Here is a 15697-nt window from a genome sequence, read left to right on the forward strand (position 1 = left end):
AACAAGCAGCAAGGAGCAGCGGGCATGGGCCAGCACTCGGTTATCCACACCCCGAAAACCAGCGACTACCCGGAATTGACCCGGATCTGGGAGGCCTCGGTGCGAGCCACCCATGACTTCCTGCCGGATAGCTACATCAAGCGCCTGAGACACTTGGTGCTGACGCGCTACCTGGATGCCGTGATGTTGATCTGCACCAAGGACGCGCGCCAACGGATCACCGGATTTGCCGGCGTTGCGGCGGGCAAGGTGGAAATGCTGTTTATCGACCCGCACTACCGGGGCCAGGGCCTGGGGCAGCAGTTGCTGCAGTATGCGGTTACGTCGATGAATGCCGATGAACTGGACGTCAACGAACAAAACCCCCAGGCCCTGGGCTTCTACCTCAAGCAGGGTTTTGAAGTGATCGGGCGCACCGAGCATGACGGCATGGGCCAGCCCTATCCGTTGCTGCATATGCGTTTGCGCCAGGTGCAGCAAACACGCAGCGGCTGACACAGCCCAAATCAAATGTTGGCGCTGGCTTGCCTGCGCCCACAAAAAGCAACTGCGGCGAAATGGGGCCGGGATTAACCGGCGCCAGGCAGGTACAATAGCTGCCCCCTTTTGTTACGGCCCTTGTCATGACTGACCCCATACGCCTCTCCAAACGCCTTATCGAACTGGTCGGTTGCTCCCGTCGGGAGGCCGAGCTGTTCATCGAAGGCGGCTGGGTCTCGGTAGATGGCGAAGTGATTGATGAGCCACAGTTCAAGGTCACGACACAAAAAGTCGAACTTGATCCCGAGGCCAAGGCCACGGCTCCAGAGCCTGTGACTATCCTGTTTCATGCACCGGTTGGTGTGGATGTCGACAGCGCGATGCAGTCCCTGAGCGCCGAAACCCTGTCTGAAGAGCACCGCTTCAGCAAGCGCCCGCTCAAGGGCCACTTTCTGCGCCTGACCGCCAGCGCCGACCTGCAGGCCAAGGCCAGCGGCCTGTTGGTGTTTACCCAGGACTGGAAGATCCTGCGCAAGCTGACGGCCGATGCCGCCAAGATCGAGCAGGAGTATGTGGTTGAGGTCTCCGGCGACGTGGCAGAGCATGGCCTGAACCGCCTCGCCCATGGCCTGATGTACAAAGGCAAGGAATTGCCTGCGGTCAAAGCCAGCTGGCAGAACGAGAACCGCCTGCGCTTTGCCCTGAAAAACCCGCAGCCCGGCATCATCGCCCTGTTCTGCGAAGCCATTGGCCTGAAGGTTGTGGCCATTCGCCGCATCCGCATTGGCGGCGTGTCCATCGGCAAGGTGCCGGTCGGCCAATGGCGCTACATGTCCGGCAAGGAAAAGTTCTAAGCCACCCTATTTCTCGAGATCGCCCGCCCGGGCGATGTCTACAGTCGAATACCAGGATTGCCCACCATGATTCACAACGACGTACTGCGCAGCGTGCGCTACATGCTCGACATCAGCGACAACAAGATGGTCGAGATCATCAAGATCGGCGGCATGGAAGTGTCCAAGGACGACCTGCTGACCTACCTCAAGAAAGACGAGGAAGAAGGCTTTGTGTTCTGCCCCGACGAAGTCATGGCGCACTTCCTCGATGGCCTGGTGATCTTCAAGCGCGGCAAGGACGAAAGCCGTCCCCCGCAGCCGATCGAAACCCCGGTGACCAACAACATCATCCTCAAGAAGCTGCGCGTGGCCTTCGAGCTCAAGGAAGACGACATGCACGCCATCCTCAAGGCGGCCGAGTTCCCGGTGTCCAAGCCGGAATTGAGCGCACTGTTCCGCAAGTTCGGCCACACCAACTATCGCCCGTGCGGCGACCAGTTGCTGCGTAACTTCCTCAAGGGCCTGACCCTGCGGGTTCGCGCGTAAGCTATGAATTACAACGTCTCACCCGTAGGTTTCGTGCGCTCCTGCTTCAAGGAGAAGTTCGCCATCCCGCGCCAACCCCAACTGGCGCCCGCCGCCAGGGGCGTGCTGGAGCTGGTGGCGCCGTTCGACCAGGGTGAGGCCGTACAGGGCCTGGAGCAGGTCAGCCATGTGTGGCTGCTGTTCCTGTTTCATCAGGCCCTGGAAGACAAGCCGCGCTTGAAAGTGCGCCCGCCGCGCCTGGGTGGCAACACGTCCATGGGCGTATTTGCCACCCGCGCGACCCATCGCCCCAATGGCATCGGCCAGTCGGTGGTGAAGCTGGACAAGGTGGAGCCGGGCCGGCTGTGGATTTCCGGGATCGACTTGCTCGATGGCACGCCGGTCTTGGATATCAAGCCGTATGTGCCCTATGCCGACATCATCGACACGGCCACCAACCGCATCGCAAGCAGCGCGCCACAGCTGATTCCCGTGCAGTGGCTGAAGACCGCGCTGCACCAGGCACAAGGCCACGCCCAGCGCCTTGGCGAGCCGTTGGTGGAGCTGATTGAGCAGTGCCTGGCACAGGACCCCCGGCCGGCGTATCAGACGCCAGGGCCGGAGCGCGAATATGGTGTGCGGTTCTGGGATGTGGACGTGCGTTGGCACTATCCCGAGACTGGGGTGATTTGCGTGCTTGAAGTGGTTGCGGCCGAATAAACGCCAAAAACAAATATGGGAGCTGGCCGGTGTGAGAGCTGGCTTGCCTGCGATATAGGCACCTCGGTGTATCAGCTACACCACGGTGATGCCATCGCAGGCAAGCCAGCTCCCCCACCGGGCAGCTCCCACATTTTTATAGTCGCGCTTACTTCTCGACGAACGCACGCTCGATCAAGTAGTCACCCGGCTCACGCATGCGTGGCGAAACCTTCAGACCGAAGCTGTTCAGCACTTCGCTGGTCTCGTCGAGCATGCTCGGGCTACCGCACAGCATGGCGCGGTCGTCTTCAGGATTGATCGGCGGCAGGCCGATATCACTGAACAGCTTACCGCTGCGCATCAGGTCGGTGAGGCGGCCTTCGTTTTCGAACGGCTCACGGGTCACGGTCGGGTAGTAGATCAACTTTTCACGCAGCGCCTCGCCGAAGAACTCGTTCTGCGGCAGGTGCTCGGTGATGAACTCGCGGTAGGCGACTTCGTTGACGTAACGCACGCCGTGGCACAGGATCACTTTTTCGAAGCGCTCGTAGGTTTCCGGGTCCTGGATCACGCTCATAAAGGGCGCGAGGCCCGTACCGGTGCTGAGCAGGTACAGGTGTTTGCCCGGCTTCAAATCGTCCAGCACCAGGGTGCCCGTCGGTTTTTTGCTGATGATGATCTCGTCGCCTTCCTTCAAGTGCTGCAATTGGGAAGTCAGCGGGCCATCCGGAACCTTGATGCTGAAGAACTCCAGATGCTCTTCCCAGTTCGGGCTGGCGATGGAGTAAGCGCGCATGAGCGGGCGGCCATTGGGCTGTTGCAGGCCGATCATCACGAACTGACCGTTCTCAAAGCGCAGGCCCGGGTCGCGGGTGCACTTGAAGCTGAACAGAGTGTCGTTCCAGTGATGAACACTGAGGACACGCTCGTGGTTCATGTTGCTCATGTACGGGGAACTCCTGGAAATGGGTCAGCGCCAAAAATGATAGGTGCGCAATTGCACAGTATTCTAATGGCGGCGACAATATCTGTTAACTGGATTATTAAGATAAGGGTTATCGGTTATATAGATATGCGATTTACTCTCCGTCAACTGCAAGTCTTCGTCGCCGTCGCCCAGCAGGAAAGCGTGTCTCGCGCTGCTGGCCTTCTGGCCTTATCTCAATCCGCCGCCAGCACCTCGATCACCGAGCTGGAGCGCCAATCCAGCTGCCAATTGTTCGACCGCGCCGGTAAACGCCTGAGCCTCAATGCCCTGGGTCATCAATTGCTGCCCCAGGCGGTGGCGCTGCTGGACCAGGCCAAGGAAATCGAAGACCTGCTCAACGGCAAGTCCGGCTTCGGCTCCCTGGCGGTCGGCGCCACCCTGACCATCGGCAATTACCTGGCGACGCTACTGATCGGCAGCTTCATGCAGCAGCATCCCGAGAGCCAAGTGAAGCTGCATGTACAGAACACTGCACATATCGTGCATCAGGTCGCGCATTACGAAATTGATCTGGGTCTAATCGAGGGTGACTGCAGCCACCCGGACATCGAGGTGCAAACCTGGGTCGAGGATGAACTGGTGGTGTTCTGCGCGCCCCAGCACCCCCTGGCCCTGCGCGGGCAGGCGACCATGGAGCAGTTGACCCATGAAGCCTGGATCCTGCGGGAACAGGGCTCCGGGACGCGCCTGACGTTTGATCAGGCTATGCGCCATCATCGCAGCGCGCTGAATATTCGCCTGGAGCTGGAGCACACCGAGGCGATCAAGCGCGCAGTGGAGTCAGGATTGGGGATTGGTTGCATTTCCCGGCTGGCACTACGGGATGCGTTCCGGCGCGGCAGCCTGGTGCCGGTGGAGACCCCGGACCTGGACCTGGCCCGGCAGTTCTACTTTATCTGGCATAAACAGAAGTACCAGACCTCGGCCATGCGCGAATTCCTCGAGCTGTGCCGCGCCTTTACCGCCGGGGTGCAGCGCAGTGACGAGATCGTGCTGCCGAATATCGCCTAGATCAGGATGACTGCCCACACCACGGTGATCATGGTCAGCGCCACGAATTGCGCGGCGCTGCCCATGTCCTTGGCGTTTTTCGACAGCGGGTGGCGATCCAGGGAAATCCGATCAATCGCCGCCTCCACGGCCGAGTTGAGCAACTCGACAATCAGCGCCAGCAGGCACACGGCAATCAACAGTGCGCGCTCTACGCGGCTGACCGTGAGGAAGAAGCTCAACGGAATCAAGATCACGTTGAGCAGGACCAACTGGCGAAAGGCCGCCTCGCCGGTGAAAGCCGCACGCAAACCATCCAGGGAATAGCCCCCGGCGTTGAAGATACGTTTGATACCGGTTTGACCCTTGAACGGCGACATAGGCAGGCAACTGAGCAAAAAATGATGGAAGGAAGCTAGAGCACGTCAAGTCAAAAAAGCGTGAACAGCACCGCTCTATTAATGGGAAATTGACTCAAGCTGTTGCAAGAGCAGCGCCGCCTGGGTGCGGGTGCGCACGCCCAGCTTACGGAAAATCGCGGTGACGTGCGCCTTGATGGTCGCCTCGGATACGCTCAGCTCATAGGCGATCTGCTTGTTCAGCAAGCCTTCGCAGACCATGGTCAGCACACGAAACTGCTGGGGCGTCAGGCTGGCGAGCCCTTCCTGGGCGGCCTTGGCTTCGGCAGACACGTTGATTTCTTCAAATGCCTGGGGCGGCCATGAGACATCACCGTCCAGCACCGTACGCACCGCAGCTCGAATCTGCTCCATGGAACTGGACTTGGGGATAAAGCCACTGGCCCCGAACTCACGGGAGCGCACTACCACGTCTGCCTCTTCCTGGGCCGACACCATCACCACCGGAATCTGCGGATATTGCCCGCGCAACAGTACCAGGCCGGAAAACCCGTAGGCGCCGGGCATGTTCAGGTCCAGCAGCACCAGATCCCAATCAGTCTTGTCAGTGAGCTGGGTTTCCAGTTCAGCGATGCTGCCCACTTCAACCAGGCGTACATCCACGCCCAGCTCCAGCGTAACCGCCTGGTGCAGCGCGCTACGGAACAGCGGATGGTCATCGGCAATCAGGATTTCGTATGTGGCCATTTATTAAATGATCCTGTTTTTTATGGGAGTACCGATGGGTTCGGTGCTCACCAACGTACGAGGTGCCAGCCAGCGGCTGTCACGAACAGTTACGCTTGATGGCATTTTAGCCGCCTCAGGCGATGCAGTGCCATCATGCAAATGTCATCTGGCCGCGAAGTCCTACAGATAAGGTGCAAGACGGGTATGGACACTGTCCGTCGGATCCAGCGCTAACTGGAACTTGGCCGCCAGGTAATGGGTACTGAAAACATCCAGGTAGGCGTCCAGCACTTCGCTGGCCTGCTGGTCCTCGGCCAATTCCAGGCACAAGGCAGCCACTTCGGCAGTGCAGAAATGATCATCGCGCTTGGAGCGGCGCAACTTGTAGCGCGATAACTGCTCCGGTTCCAGGCTCAGTACCGGCAGGTGCTCCAGATACGGGCTCTTGCGGAACATCTTGCGCGCTTCGCTCCAGGTGCCATCCAGCAGGATAAACAATGGACGCTTGCCATCCGCCACCTTGACCTCGCTGACCACCCGCTGCGGCGCTACAAACTCGCCGGGGAAGACGATATAGGGCTGCCATTGCGGGTCGGCCAGCAGCGCCAGCAGCTCAGGTTCGACGGCCGTGCGCGCCCAGGGAAAAGCACTTGTATCGTCGATTACATCCGCTATCAGCCAACCGGTATTACTCGGTTTCATCGGTTCCACGTCATGCATCAACAGGCACATGGCCGACCTGGCCTGGACCTTGGGGCGCCACGCACACAAGCAGTATTCGGGGATGACCCGGCATCTGGGGCAACGTTCGGCACGCGAGCCGCGTGCGACAAAGGGGCTGACGGCACGGGCCAGGCGTTGGGTACGCAGACGGAAGACCGCATGACTCATAGCGGGTGCCGTTGTGAAACGATGAAAATCGACACGGGCAAAACTCGGGGCAGCAAAAGTGCCGGCAGTTTACCAGAGCCGCCCAACCAATACGCCTGGCCGTCGCGGCGACAGGTCACCTATAATCCCGCGCCACTGAACGCATAGCGCAGTGACGGGTCTATGGACCAGTAACCGAATCAGGAGAGTTTCATGCTGCGTCTTATGTTGCGTCTTGCCGCCCCGACCGTCGCCCTGGCGCTGGTATTACCCGTCGGCGCCCAGGCAGCCTCCCTGGTGGAGCTGCAAATGAACAAGAAACTGCAAAGCGTCGCGGCAGAAAGCAACAAGGACCTGCCCAGGGAAATTGATGAACAAACCCTGGAAGTGGCCTACACCGTCGAAGGCATGCAACTGATTGACCACCTGAGCGTCCTGCCAGAACGCGCCGAACAGATGCGCGCCAACCCCAAGGCCGTGTATTTCCAGCTGGGACAGAGCGTCTGCCTGAACAAAGGTTATCGCGAGTTGATGGCCAAGGGCGCGGTGATGCGCTACGAAATCACCGAAAACAAGACCAACCGCCCGGTGGCGTCGGTCAAGTTCGTCGAAGCGGATTGCCCGGCTCCGGCCAAGAAGAAAAAGTAAGTCCCTCCCCAAGCGCCAACATGGCCCCTGTTGAGCTGTGCAGCAGCCCTGAAACCTGAGTTGTCGGCCTATCTGCCAGACCTCAGGGGGGCTGCTACGCAGCCCAACGGAAGACAAGCCTCCTCGCCACAGCCCTTCCTGCAAAACCTTGATCAATCCCTATTAAGTTATTGCCAGACAAGACTTTAGGGGCTCATGATCGAGCCATCCGGTAACATTTCCAGGGCAAAAAAGGTTGCCCTCGCGCGACTTGCAGTGCAAAGGTTTTTAATCACAAGGAACATACAGAGCCTGTTTCGTCGCCGTCAGCAGCCTGCAATAAGACGCCGGGGCTCTGTAACGAAGGAGAAGCTGAATGCCTGATCAACCGAATGACCTGCTGAATCGTCATTTTCCAGGAAACGGGACCGACCTCGCCCAGCAGGTCGAAGCGCAACTCAACCTGATTGCCCCCAGTAGCCCGAATATTTCGCTGTATCGCGACATGATCCTCACCGTGCTGCGCATGGCCCAGGACGACCGTGACCGCTGGAACGCCAAGATCACCTTGAAAGCAATCAATGAACTGGACCACGCGTTTCGTGTGCTCGAACAGTTCAAAAGCCGCCGCAAGGTCACCGTCTTCGGTTCGGCCCGCACCCCAGTGGAAAGCCCCCTCTACGCCCTGGCCCGCGAAGTGGGCGCGGCCCTGGCCCGTTCGGACCTGATGGTCATCACCGGCGGCGGCGGCGGCATCATGGCTGCCGCCCACGAAGGCGCCGGACTGGCCCACAGCCTGGGGTTCAATATCACCCTGCCCTTTGAACAGCATGCCAACCCGACCATTGATGGCACGGAAAACCTGCTGTCGTTCCACTTCTTCTTTACCCGCAAGCTGTTTTTCGTCAAGGAAGCCGATGGGTTGGTGCTGTGCCCGGGTGGCTTCGGCACCCTGGATGAAGCCTTGGAAGTCTTGACCCTGATCCAGACCGGCAAGAGCCCGCTGGTTCCAGTAGTACTGCTGGACGAGCCCGGCGGTGGATTCTGGCAAGGCGCCCTGGACTTTATTCGCAGCCAACTGGAGGCCAACCGCTACATCTTGCCCACCGACCTCAAGCTGGTGCGCCTGGTGCATAGCGCCGAAGAGGCAGTGAACGAAATCAACCAGTTCTACGCGAACTTCCACTCCACCCGCTGGTTGAAACGCCAGTTTGTGGTGCGCATGAACCACCCTCTCAGCGAGCGTGCGTTGGCGCATATACAGACGGCATTCGCTGACCTGCGGCTGAGTGATGACTTCCAGCAATTGGCCTATGGGGGCGAAGAGCACGATGAAGCGCACTTCAGCCACCTGACGCGACTGGTGTTCAACTTCACCGGGCGTAATCAGGGGCGGTTGCGGGAGTTGGTGGATTACATCAACTTGCCGGAGAACTGGGCCCAAGCCCAGGGTAAAACACAGCAACGCGTAGCGCCGGAACCGGCGTGAGGCCGTAAAACGCAAAAAAGGCCCGCTATTTTCATAGCGGGCCTTTTGTTTTAGTGCTGTTTTAGGTGGGAGCTGTCGAGCCCCTTTGATCGCCGCTTGCCGAAGAATCAGTCGTCCAGATCTCGACCGCTCAACAAGCGGCTGATCATCTCCATTGAAAACCCGCGATAGCTCAAAAAGCGCCCTTGCTTGGCACGCTCACGGGCATCAATCGGCAGATGGCCGGCAAACTTGCGACGCCAGGTGTCTTCCAGTTGCGTTTGCCAACTGATGCCACACTCACGCAACGCCAGTTCAATATCGGCGCGCTGCAAGCCCCGCTGACTCAGTTCCTCGCGAATCCGCGCAGGGCCGTAGCCCGAGCGTGCCCGGTAGGAAACAAAACTTTCGAGATAACGGGCTTCGGAAAGCAGCCCCTCTTCCGTCAAGCGGTCGAGGGCTGTTTCGATCATTTCGGGAGGGGCGCCACGCTGACGCAGTTTACGCGTCAGCTCGACACGACCGTGCTCGCGTCGTGCGAGCAGGTCCATTGCCGTACGCCGTACGGCAACCAGCGTATCGAGTACAACTGTCATCGTTGGACTCAGATATCAGCGTCGGCTTCTGCCATGTCATCAACAGGTTCGCGGTTGGCTGCTGCCTTGACGTCTGGCGCCGGGGTCAGCAGCTTGTCGCGGATCTGCTTCTCGAGGGTCGCCGCGATATCCGGGTTGTCCTGCAGGAACTTGGCCGAGTTGGCCTTGCCCTGACCGATCTTGCTACCGTTGTAGGCATACCAGGCACCGGACTTCTCGACAAAGCCGTGCAGCACGCCCAGGTCGATCATCTCGCCGTTCAGGTAAATACCTTTGCCGTAGAGGATCTGGAACTCAGCCTGACGGAATGGCGGAGCCACCTTGTTCTTCACAACCTTGACGCGGGTTTCGCTACCGACAACCTCGTCACCTTCCTTCACCGCGCCGGTACGGCGGATGTCCAGACGGACCGAAGCGTAGAACTTCAGCGCGTTACCACCGGTGGTGGTTTCCGGGCTGCCGAACATCACGCCGATCTTCATCCGAATCTGGTTGATGAAGATCACCAGGCAGTTGGCGTTCTTGATGTTACCGGTGATTTTACGCAGCGCCTGAGACATCAGACGGGCTTGCAGGCCGACGTGCATGTCGCCCATTTCGCCTTCGATTTCAGCCTTTGGTACCAGGGCTGCCACGGAGTCGACCACGATCACGTCGATGGCGTTGGAGCGCACCAGCATGTCGGTGATTTCCAGGGCTTGCTCGCCGGTATCCGGCTGCGAAACCAGCAGGTCGTCGACATTGACGCCCAGCTTGCCAGCATATTCAGGATCCAGGGCGTGCTCGGCATCGACGAACGCACAGGTGGCGCCCATTTTTTGTGCCTGGGCAATCACCGACAGGGTCAGGGTGGTTTTACCAGAAGACTCCGGACCGTAGATTTCAACGATACGGCCTTTTGGCAGGCCGCCAATGCCGAGCGCGATGTCCAGACCCAGAGAGCCAGTGGAAATAGCCGGGATCGCCTGACGGTCGTGATCGCCCATACGCATTACGGCACCCTTGCCGAATTGACGTTCGATCTGACCCAGGGCCGCAGCCAAGGCTTTCTTCTTGTTGTCGTCCATTAAAGTCCTCACGTAATCAATAAGGCCTGACGGCCAACACCTGTATAAGTAGACAGTATTGTTCCATAAAGATCGGGGATCGCCTACCCCTGATTTTCTATTTCTGCTGCAGCTCGTCGCAACAGCCCCTCTAATGCGGCTTTTACCGTTTGTCGGCGGACCTCGTTGCGGTTGCCGGGGAAGTGCTGGCACTCAGCCGTAACCTCGTCACCGACACCCCAGGCCAGCCAGACAGTACCCACCGGTTTGTCCAGCGAGCCGCCATCGGGGCCCGCCACGCCGCTGACCGCCACCGCAAACCGCGCCAGGCTTTTTTCCTGGGCGCCCCGGGCCATGGCCTCGACCACTTCACGGCTCACCGCGCCGACCTTGGGAAACAACCCTTCCGGCACATTGAGCTGACGGGTCTTCTGGCGATTGGAATAGGTCACATACCCGGCCTCGAACCAGGCCGAACTCCCCGGAATACGGGTGATGGCTTCGGCGATGCCGCCACCGGTGCAGGATTCGGCGGTGGTGACGTGGGCATTGAGCACCTGCAAACGTCGGCCAAGTTCGGCGGCGAGTTGGGTAATTTCCTTCACGGTCGTCTCCAGGAAAGTGCGGGGGTTTGCCTACCCTACAGGAGCCCATCGGCCACGCAAGCAGCAGACGGCTTCAACAGATTACCGGGTGATGGCACTTACATACGCCTGGCAGGCCCGCAACGCGATCAGTCCGTTATCGCCGGCATCGGTGATGCCGATAATTCGTTGAGCATGCGCCGGGTCAAGTCGACCTCGCGGGGCTCCATGAACCACGCTGCCGGCGGCGGTGGCCGGCATTGCGCGGCCATTGGCGGGGTCGGTGGCGTCGAGAAGGACTGACAAGCGCACATCAGCAGTGGCCAACCGATCGCGCAGATAAACCTGGTGACGCTGTGCATCGCTCAACTCCCGCGTGTGTTGTTGATCGCTGGCGTGAAGCTGTTGCTCCAACGCCCGACGCCTGTCCTGTTCGGCCCGGTATTGGCCCTGTGCTTCCTGGCTTTGCCGGTTGAGCAGGGCTGAATGCCGTGCGGCCTGGCGCTCAAAGGCCAGGCCATGACGCCAGGCCTGGACCTGCCAACTGGCTGCCGCCGAGATAGCCATCAGCAGGGCAACCGCCCATATGCGCCCGCTCAACGGCATAACACCGCCCTCGCCTTTTCCCACAGATGTTGGCGGTGCTCCAGTCCGTTGAGGCCACCATTGATACGGCGGGTGATGGTGGTGAATTGGTCCTGGTCGGCCAATTCATTCAAGCCATTGCTGTGCCAGAACCAGGCGGCGGATTCGGCCGCCCATTGCGGCTGCTCCAGCAGTTCGGGGAAATGCAGCAAACGTTCATCGCCAAACAGCGCCCGGCTGCAGGCCAGGTAATTGCGCCGCCCGGTAATCTGGATCAAGCCGCGGCCCCGGTACTTCTGGCCGTCACCGTCGGCGTCGGGAGTGTTGCCCAGGCGTGCAGCCAAGGCGCCCGTGTCGTATTTGCTCAGGTAGTGCTCGCCGCCCAGTTCACGCACGTAACGCAGCTCACCGGACTCGTGCCCGACCTGGGCGATAAAAGCCGCCATCCGCTTAGGCCCGGTGATGTGTCGATGGAGCATGGCGGCGTTCAGCGCCAGAATAAAAACGCCCGCTTGGGCGCGGGCGTTAGGCAGGATCTGTTGCAACTGCTTCAGCGTGATCATCCTTGATCTCCAACCATTTAAGAGGCCAATCCACGGGCCATGATCGAACTGCGATACCCCGTCGTCGTGTCGCCTACATGGGTCACCTTGTCAATCGACCAGCGCCCCTGCATATAGCCCGGCCAAGTTTCATCCAGCAACAACAGGCCTTCGGCGGACAGCAACGGGTTACCAGGGCAGTCGATGGTGATGCTCAAACCTTCACGCCCCACCCGGCGCAACTCGCCCTGTGCCACTGAGCGCGCTTCGGTTTCACTCTGGCACCGTTGGCGCAACGTCTTGAACGGCGCGATCCCCACCTCGACCACGCGCTGGCGAGAGGCCGCGGCATCCCACCAACTGACACGGCACCCCTGGTATTTGGCCCGCGCATTTTCATCAACCCGGGCACTGATAAACGCCTGCTCGCCGGGACGGTTGTCATGGGTCACCGACAGCCGCACATCCGGCAGTTGCTGGCCCGAGAGCGACTTGACCTGGCCGCTTTCCGCCAGCACATACAGCTCGTTGACCGGCTTGGTCACCGCGTTGTAACGCCCGGCCAGGCGGGTGATAAAGCCCATGTCCGTCTCGTTGGACTGGTCGATATGATCAATCGCAATCCCATCCAGCGACGGCGCCACCCTGGGCGAAAACCCATGCCGCGTCGCCAGTTGGCGAAACAGCGCACCGAGGGTCGTGGGCCCATGGCTGGCGGAACGGCGCTGGCGGTAGCCACTCTGGTCCATCACGCTGAACGGCGCCGCCGTGGCCACGATCACCAGGCGCATGGGAAACAGGTAAGGCGTGCGCTGGGTAATCACAAACTCGCCTTTTTCCACCAGCCCCGACTCGCGGTAACCCACGCGCAAACCGATCTTGGCGCCCAGGCTCGGCAGGCCTTCCAGGCCCTCGATATTGATGGTCAGTTCGAGGCGGTCGGATTCGATCCCCGCCGCGTCGGTGTGCTTCCACTGCATCAGCCGTGGGTTGATCAAGGCCGCGTTGGCGCCATAAATCTCCACGACCGGGGTAAATCCCATTGCCATGTTGCCTCCTTAATCCCAGGCCGAAACCGGCTTTGCAACACCCGGTTGCGCGTCCATCTCGGGCACGATTACCCCGATGCCCGCCGGCAACACTGGGCCATACTCGGCAAGCCCGGGGTTCAAGCGCCAGAGGGTTTCTTCGGCCGCGTCATCGCACCGCCCCAGCTCACGGTAGAGCAGGAGGTTGACCGAATCACCGGCAATACTTCGGACTCTACGCATTGATAAATTCCTCCAGCACCAGCGTCCACTTGATCACCATGGCAGTGCCGTCATCAATCACGCTGGCCTGGTTTTCCGTGACCGCCGTAATGCGCCACAACCCCCAATTGCGGCCGATGCCATCGACCAGCGGCAGCGGTGCCCGTGCATCCTGCAAGGCGCGCAATTGGTCCAGGCGCTGCATGCCGACGGCCGCCATGGCGGTTCCATTGAAGGTCAGTTTTTCCAGCTTCTGACCGTTCTGTCGCGACTGGGGCTTGCTGGCAATAATCTCCAGGTCGCCCCAGCCACCATCACTGCTGCGCTGGAGCGCGGAATAGGCGAACCCTCGGGACAGCCCGAAAATAAAGTCGCCCAACACCATCTGCTGTCGCATCAATCACCTCCGTCGGTCAGTGCCGCATTGCGCCGAACCGCCAGTGAATCGCTGAGCATCGGCACGCATTGGTTTTGCAGGCTTTGCAGGACCCGGTCGACCACCTGCTGGGCGTCGGCAGGGTTGACGCCGGTGATCTGGATGCTCGGCGCCAGGGTGACCTGGACGTTGTCCGAGCGGGCGCTGTTGAGCTCTTTGCTCACGGCATCGGGCGATGGCAGGCGATCACTGGGGCCGAACAATTTTTCACCGAACCAACTACCGCCCTCGCCGCCCAACAGGCCACCGATAACGCCGCCCACCGCAGTGCCCACGCCAGGGAATACCAGGGTGCCAAGGGCCGCCCCGGCAGAAGCGCCGGCCCATGCGGCACCGGCGGTACCGAGGCCGCTGCCGACGGCTCGCATGTTGCCGCTGCGCACGCCCCGGACGACGTTGATGGCCGCCTCGGCGGAGCGCAATGGCGTCAACCTGCGCACGCCTATAGACCCCAGCCGGCTCAGGGTTGGGACCAGGCGGGAGGCTGGGGCCTTGCGCAGGCCGAGGGCTGATGCACTCTTTAATAGCAACGCCTTGCCTGTGTTCAACGCACGGGTAGAAACCCTTCGCAGGCTAGCGCTTACCGAAGTCACCCGCGCCAGGAACCCCGTTTTCAGGCCGTCAAACACCTTGCCTGCGCGCTCGCCCAGGCTTCTCATGATTGCCATGGGCCCAGTGGCGCTCCTGCCGGTCCCTGAGGTTTTTCTCGGCATCGGTGGGCTTGTGCGGCCAGTGCCGTTTTGCCTCACCGTTTTTCGTGACCCTTTGGGCCCGTAACGAGCCCGCCCGGTCAAGGGTTCGCTGGCGCCTGGGCAGCAGCAGTCCTTGCTATCGTCCCGGAACAATTTCCCGACGTAGGGCAACTTGCCCAGCGTTGCATCGACTACCTTGCCCGATACCCGGCTCTTGACCGTATCAAGCAAGCTTTCACCCACCCATTTGGAGCTCTTGCTCAACCAGGACTCAGTCGCCGAGGCCTTGTCTTCGGACGCAGCTTGCGGCGCACTGGTCATGGCTTCAGCGACCGTGCCGCCCAGCGGCCCACCCGTGATAAACAGGGTGCCATTAAGGGTTTCCAGGCTCTCGCGCAGGCGCACCTGTTCCTCGGTCAACGCGTGGATATGCAGGCTGGCGTTGGCCAGGGCCAGGCTCAGCTCAGACGGCGGCTCGGTTGCGCCGCCCACACTGGAGGCGCCAACCAGACTTTCGTCCTGTGCTTCAAGCAGGCCCGGCAGTTGCAAGGCGCCACTTTCGGCCAGTGCGGGAAAGGTCATCCAGCGTTTGTCTTCGTCGGCGAGCTTGAGCGTATATCGAGGGTCTTGCATCTCGCTCTACTCCTATTTGACGCCAAGGCGATTGATCGCGATGTCGTAGCGGCGCAATGCTTTTGCGGCATCCCATTCGAGGATTTCCGCTTCGTTTACCGAGTAAACCAGCGGTACAACGTCGAGGATTACTTCGATGTCGCGCTGCGAAAGAAGTCCGCCGGTTTGTTTAAAAAATCGTCAATGCGCTCCTGCAATTCCGTCCAATCAGGCACCGTCAGGCCGTCCAGATCGGGGATCATCAGGCCGGTGCAGTGCGAGGTGATGAACTCGGCGCGCTCTTTGTTGGTGGCGAGTTTTTTCATCACTTTGGTGGCACGCAGGGCAGGCATTTCCAGGGTGACGCTGGTCAATACGCGGCCGGCCACTTCCAGTGGCAGCAGCAGTTGCACTTGCTCGCCGGGCTCGGTGGAACCTTCCAGAAAGAACGAAGCCGGGCGCGTCGACAGGTCGTGCACGTACTGGACGATGCTCACGTAGTCCGGGCGCTTGAGTTGGTCGAGTTCCTTTTCCGAGAGGCCGGTGGCCAGTTTGGCCAGCTCGAAGAACTGGTCGTCCTCATCGTCGCCCGCACGGGCCAGGGCCTGTTTTTGTGGGGCGTAGAACAAGGGTTTGAGTTGGATCTGCTCGATCGTCGCACCGCTGTCGGCGGTGATGGGCGCCAGCAGGATATGCAGGGGTGGCTTCCAGGCCATGGGCGAAATTCCTTGATGAACAATGTTGAACACGTGGACACGGTCAATGTGGAATCTGGCTTGC

The 15697-nt window shown here is 60.3% G+C and carries 21 protein-coding genes; 7 read left to right on the forward strand and 14 right to left on the reverse strand.

The window, feature by feature from the left end; genetic code table 11:
• The first annotated feature begins 24 nt into the window (after window positions 1-24).
• From PSFL_RS22525 to tsaA, 4 genes are all read left to right on the forward strand, one after another.
• Window positions 25-495: a GNAT family N-acetyltransferase gene (locus PSFL_RS22525; protein WP_315492349.1), complete on the forward strand. Its 471-nt coding sequence runs from the start codon at window positions 25-27 to the stop codon at window positions 493-495.
• Window positions 496-623: 128 nt separating this feature from the next.
• Window positions 624-1334 (forward strand): rRNA pseudouridine synthase, encoded by a 711-nt coding sequence (locus tag PSFL_RS22530; RefSeq protein WP_057439365.1) that lies wholly within the window; start codon window positions 624-626, stop codon window positions 1332-1334.
• A gap of 66 nt (window positions 1335-1400) precedes the next feature.
• Entirely contained in the window at window positions 1401-1862 is a 462-nt protein-coding gene (locus PSFL_RS22535) for a DUF1456 family protein (RefSeq protein WP_057439364.1), read from the forward strand.
• 3 nt (window positions 1863-1865) lie between these two features.
• Window positions 1866-2561, forward strand: a complete 696-nt coding sequence (tsaA, locus tag PSFL_RS22540; protein ID WP_115128864.1) for a tRNA (N6-threonylcarbamoyladenosine(37)-N6)-methyltransferase TrmO — start codon at window positions 1866-1868, stop codon at window positions 2559-2561.
• 148 nt (window positions 2562-2709) lie between these two features.
• Here tsaA and fpr read toward each other — a convergent pair whose 3' ends face one another.
• On the reverse strand, window positions 2710-3489 hold the full coding sequence (gene fpr, locus PSFL_RS22545; protein ID WP_003172178.1) for a ferredoxin-NADP reductase: 780 nt from the start codon (window positions 3487-3489) through the stop codon (window positions 2710-2712).
• Between the two features lie 126 nt (window positions 3490-3615).
• Between fpr and PSFL_RS22550 the strand changes: the two genes are divergently transcribed.
• Window positions 3616-4542: a LysR family transcriptional regulator gene (locus PSFL_RS22550; RefSeq protein WP_032858383.1), complete on the forward strand. Its 927-nt coding sequence runs from the start codon at window positions 3616-3618 to the stop codon at window positions 4540-4542.
• Here the strand turns inward: PSFL_RS22550 and PSFL_RS22555 are convergent.
• From PSFL_RS22555 to PSFL_RS22565, 3 genes are all read right to left on the reverse strand, one after another.
• Window positions 4539-4907 (reverse strand): diacylglycerol kinase, encoded by a 369-nt coding sequence (locus PSFL_RS22555; protein WP_169959843.1) that lies wholly within the window; start codon window positions 4905-4907, stop codon window positions 4539-4541. The genes PSFL_RS22550 and PSFL_RS22555 overlap by 4 nt on opposite strands.
• Before the next feature lie 72 nt (window positions 4908-4979).
• A complete protein-coding gene (gene erdR / locus PSFL_RS22560; protein ID WP_057439361.1) occupies window positions 4980-5627 on the reverse strand; it encodes a response regulator transcription factor ErdR in 648 nt (215 codons plus the stop codon).
• Window positions 5628-5789: 162 nt separating this feature from the next.
• A complete protein-coding gene (locus PSFL_RS22565) occupies window positions 5790-6500 on the reverse strand; it encodes a tRNA-uridine aminocarboxypropyltransferase (RefSeq protein WP_057439360.1) in 711 nt (236 codons plus the stop codon).
• Window positions 6501-6692: 192 nt separating this feature from the next.
• Here PSFL_RS22565 and PSFL_RS22570 point away from each other — a divergent pair, with 192 nt between their 5' ends.
• Window positions 6693-7127 carry a PA3611 family quorum-sensing-regulated virulence factor gene (locus PSFL_RS22570; protein ID WP_057439359.1) on the forward strand — a complete coding sequence of 145 codons (435 nt, stop codon included), beginning with the start codon at window positions 6693-6695 and terminating at the stop codon, window positions 7125-7127.
• Window positions 7128-7482: 355 nt separating this feature from the next.
• Window positions 7483-8595 (forward strand): TIGR00730 family Rossman fold protein, encoded by a 1113-nt coding sequence (locus tag PSFL_RS22575; protein WP_057439358.1) that lies wholly within the window; start codon window positions 7483-7485, stop codon window positions 8593-8595.
• Window positions 8596-8702: 107 nt separating this feature from the next.
• On the opposite strand, the gene recX is transcribed toward PSFL_RS22575, so the two are convergent.
• From recX to PSFL_RS22625, 10 genes are all read right to left on the reverse strand, one after another.
• Window positions 8703-9170 carry a recombination regulator RecX gene (gene recX / locus PSFL_RS22580; protein WP_057439357.1) on the reverse strand — a complete coding sequence of 156 codons (468 nt, stop codon included), beginning with the start codon at window positions 9168-9170 and terminating at the stop codon, window positions 8703-8705.
• Window positions 9171-9178: 8 nt separating this feature from the next.
• On the reverse strand, window positions 9179-10237 hold the full coding sequence (gene recA, locus PSFL_RS22585) for a recombinase RecA (protein ID WP_029295312.1): 1059 nt from the start codon (window positions 10235-10237) through the stop codon (window positions 9179-9181).
• An 83-nt stretch (window positions 10238-10320) separates the two neighbouring features.
• Window positions 10321-10821, reverse strand: coding sequence for a CinA family protein (locus tag PSFL_RS22590; RefSeq protein WP_397470497.1), 501 nt, complete (start codon window positions 10819-10821; stop codon window positions 10321-10323).
• Between the two features lie 81 nt (window positions 10822-10902).
• A complete protein-coding gene (locus PSFL_RS22595) occupies window positions 10903-11406 on the reverse strand; it encodes a lysis system i-spanin subunit Rz (RefSeq protein WP_057958627.1) in 504 nt (167 codons plus the stop codon).
• Window positions 11397-11948 carry a glycoside hydrolase family 19 protein gene (locus PSFL_RS22600; RefSeq protein WP_397470498.1) on the reverse strand — a complete coding sequence of 184 codons (552 nt, stop codon included), beginning with the start codon at window positions 11946-11948 and terminating at the stop codon, window positions 11397-11399. Before PSFL_RS22600 ends, PSFL_RS22595 begins: the two co-directional genes overlap by 10 nt.
• A gap of 17 nt (window positions 11949-11965) precedes the next feature.
• Window positions 11966-12976, reverse strand: a complete 1011-nt coding sequence (locus tag PSFL_RS22605) for a contractile injection system protein, VgrG/Pvc8 family (protein ID WP_057439356.1) — start codon at window positions 12974-12976, stop codon at window positions 11966-11968.
• Window positions 12977-12985: 9 nt separating this feature from the next.
• Window positions 12986-13198, reverse strand: a complete 213-nt coding sequence (locus tag PSFL_RS22610; RefSeq protein WP_057439355.1) for a tail protein X — start codon at window positions 13196-13198, stop codon at window positions 12986-12988.
• The gene (locus tag PSFL_RS22615) at window positions 13191-13574 is read right to left on the reverse strand and encodes a phage tail protein (RefSeq protein WP_115128871.1); all 384 of its coding nucleotides are present in this window, start codon (window positions 13572-13574) and stop codon (window positions 13191-13193) included. The genes PSFL_RS22610 and PSFL_RS22615 overlap by 8 nt, the downstream gene beginning before the upstream one ends.
• A complete protein-coding gene (locus PSFL_RS22620) occupies window positions 13574-14938 on the reverse strand; it encodes a tail tape measure protein (RefSeq protein WP_397470499.1) in 1365 nt (454 codons plus the stop codon). Before PSFL_RS22620 ends, PSFL_RS22615 begins: the two co-directional genes overlap by 1 nt.
• 128 nt (window positions 14939-15066) lie before the next feature.
• Window positions 15067-15633, reverse strand: coding sequence for a phage tail assembly protein (locus PSFL_RS22625; RefSeq protein WP_057958624.1), 567 nt, complete (start codon window positions 15631-15633; stop codon window positions 15067-15069).
• Window positions 15634-15697 lie beyond the last annotated feature (64 nt).

It is taken from the genome of Pseudomonas sp. DD1 (assembly GCF_044510355.1).
GTDB classification, from domain to species: domain Bacteria; phylum Pseudomonadota; class Gammaproteobacteria; order Pseudomonadales; family Pseudomonadaceae; genus Aquipseudomonas; species Aquipseudomonas shahriarae.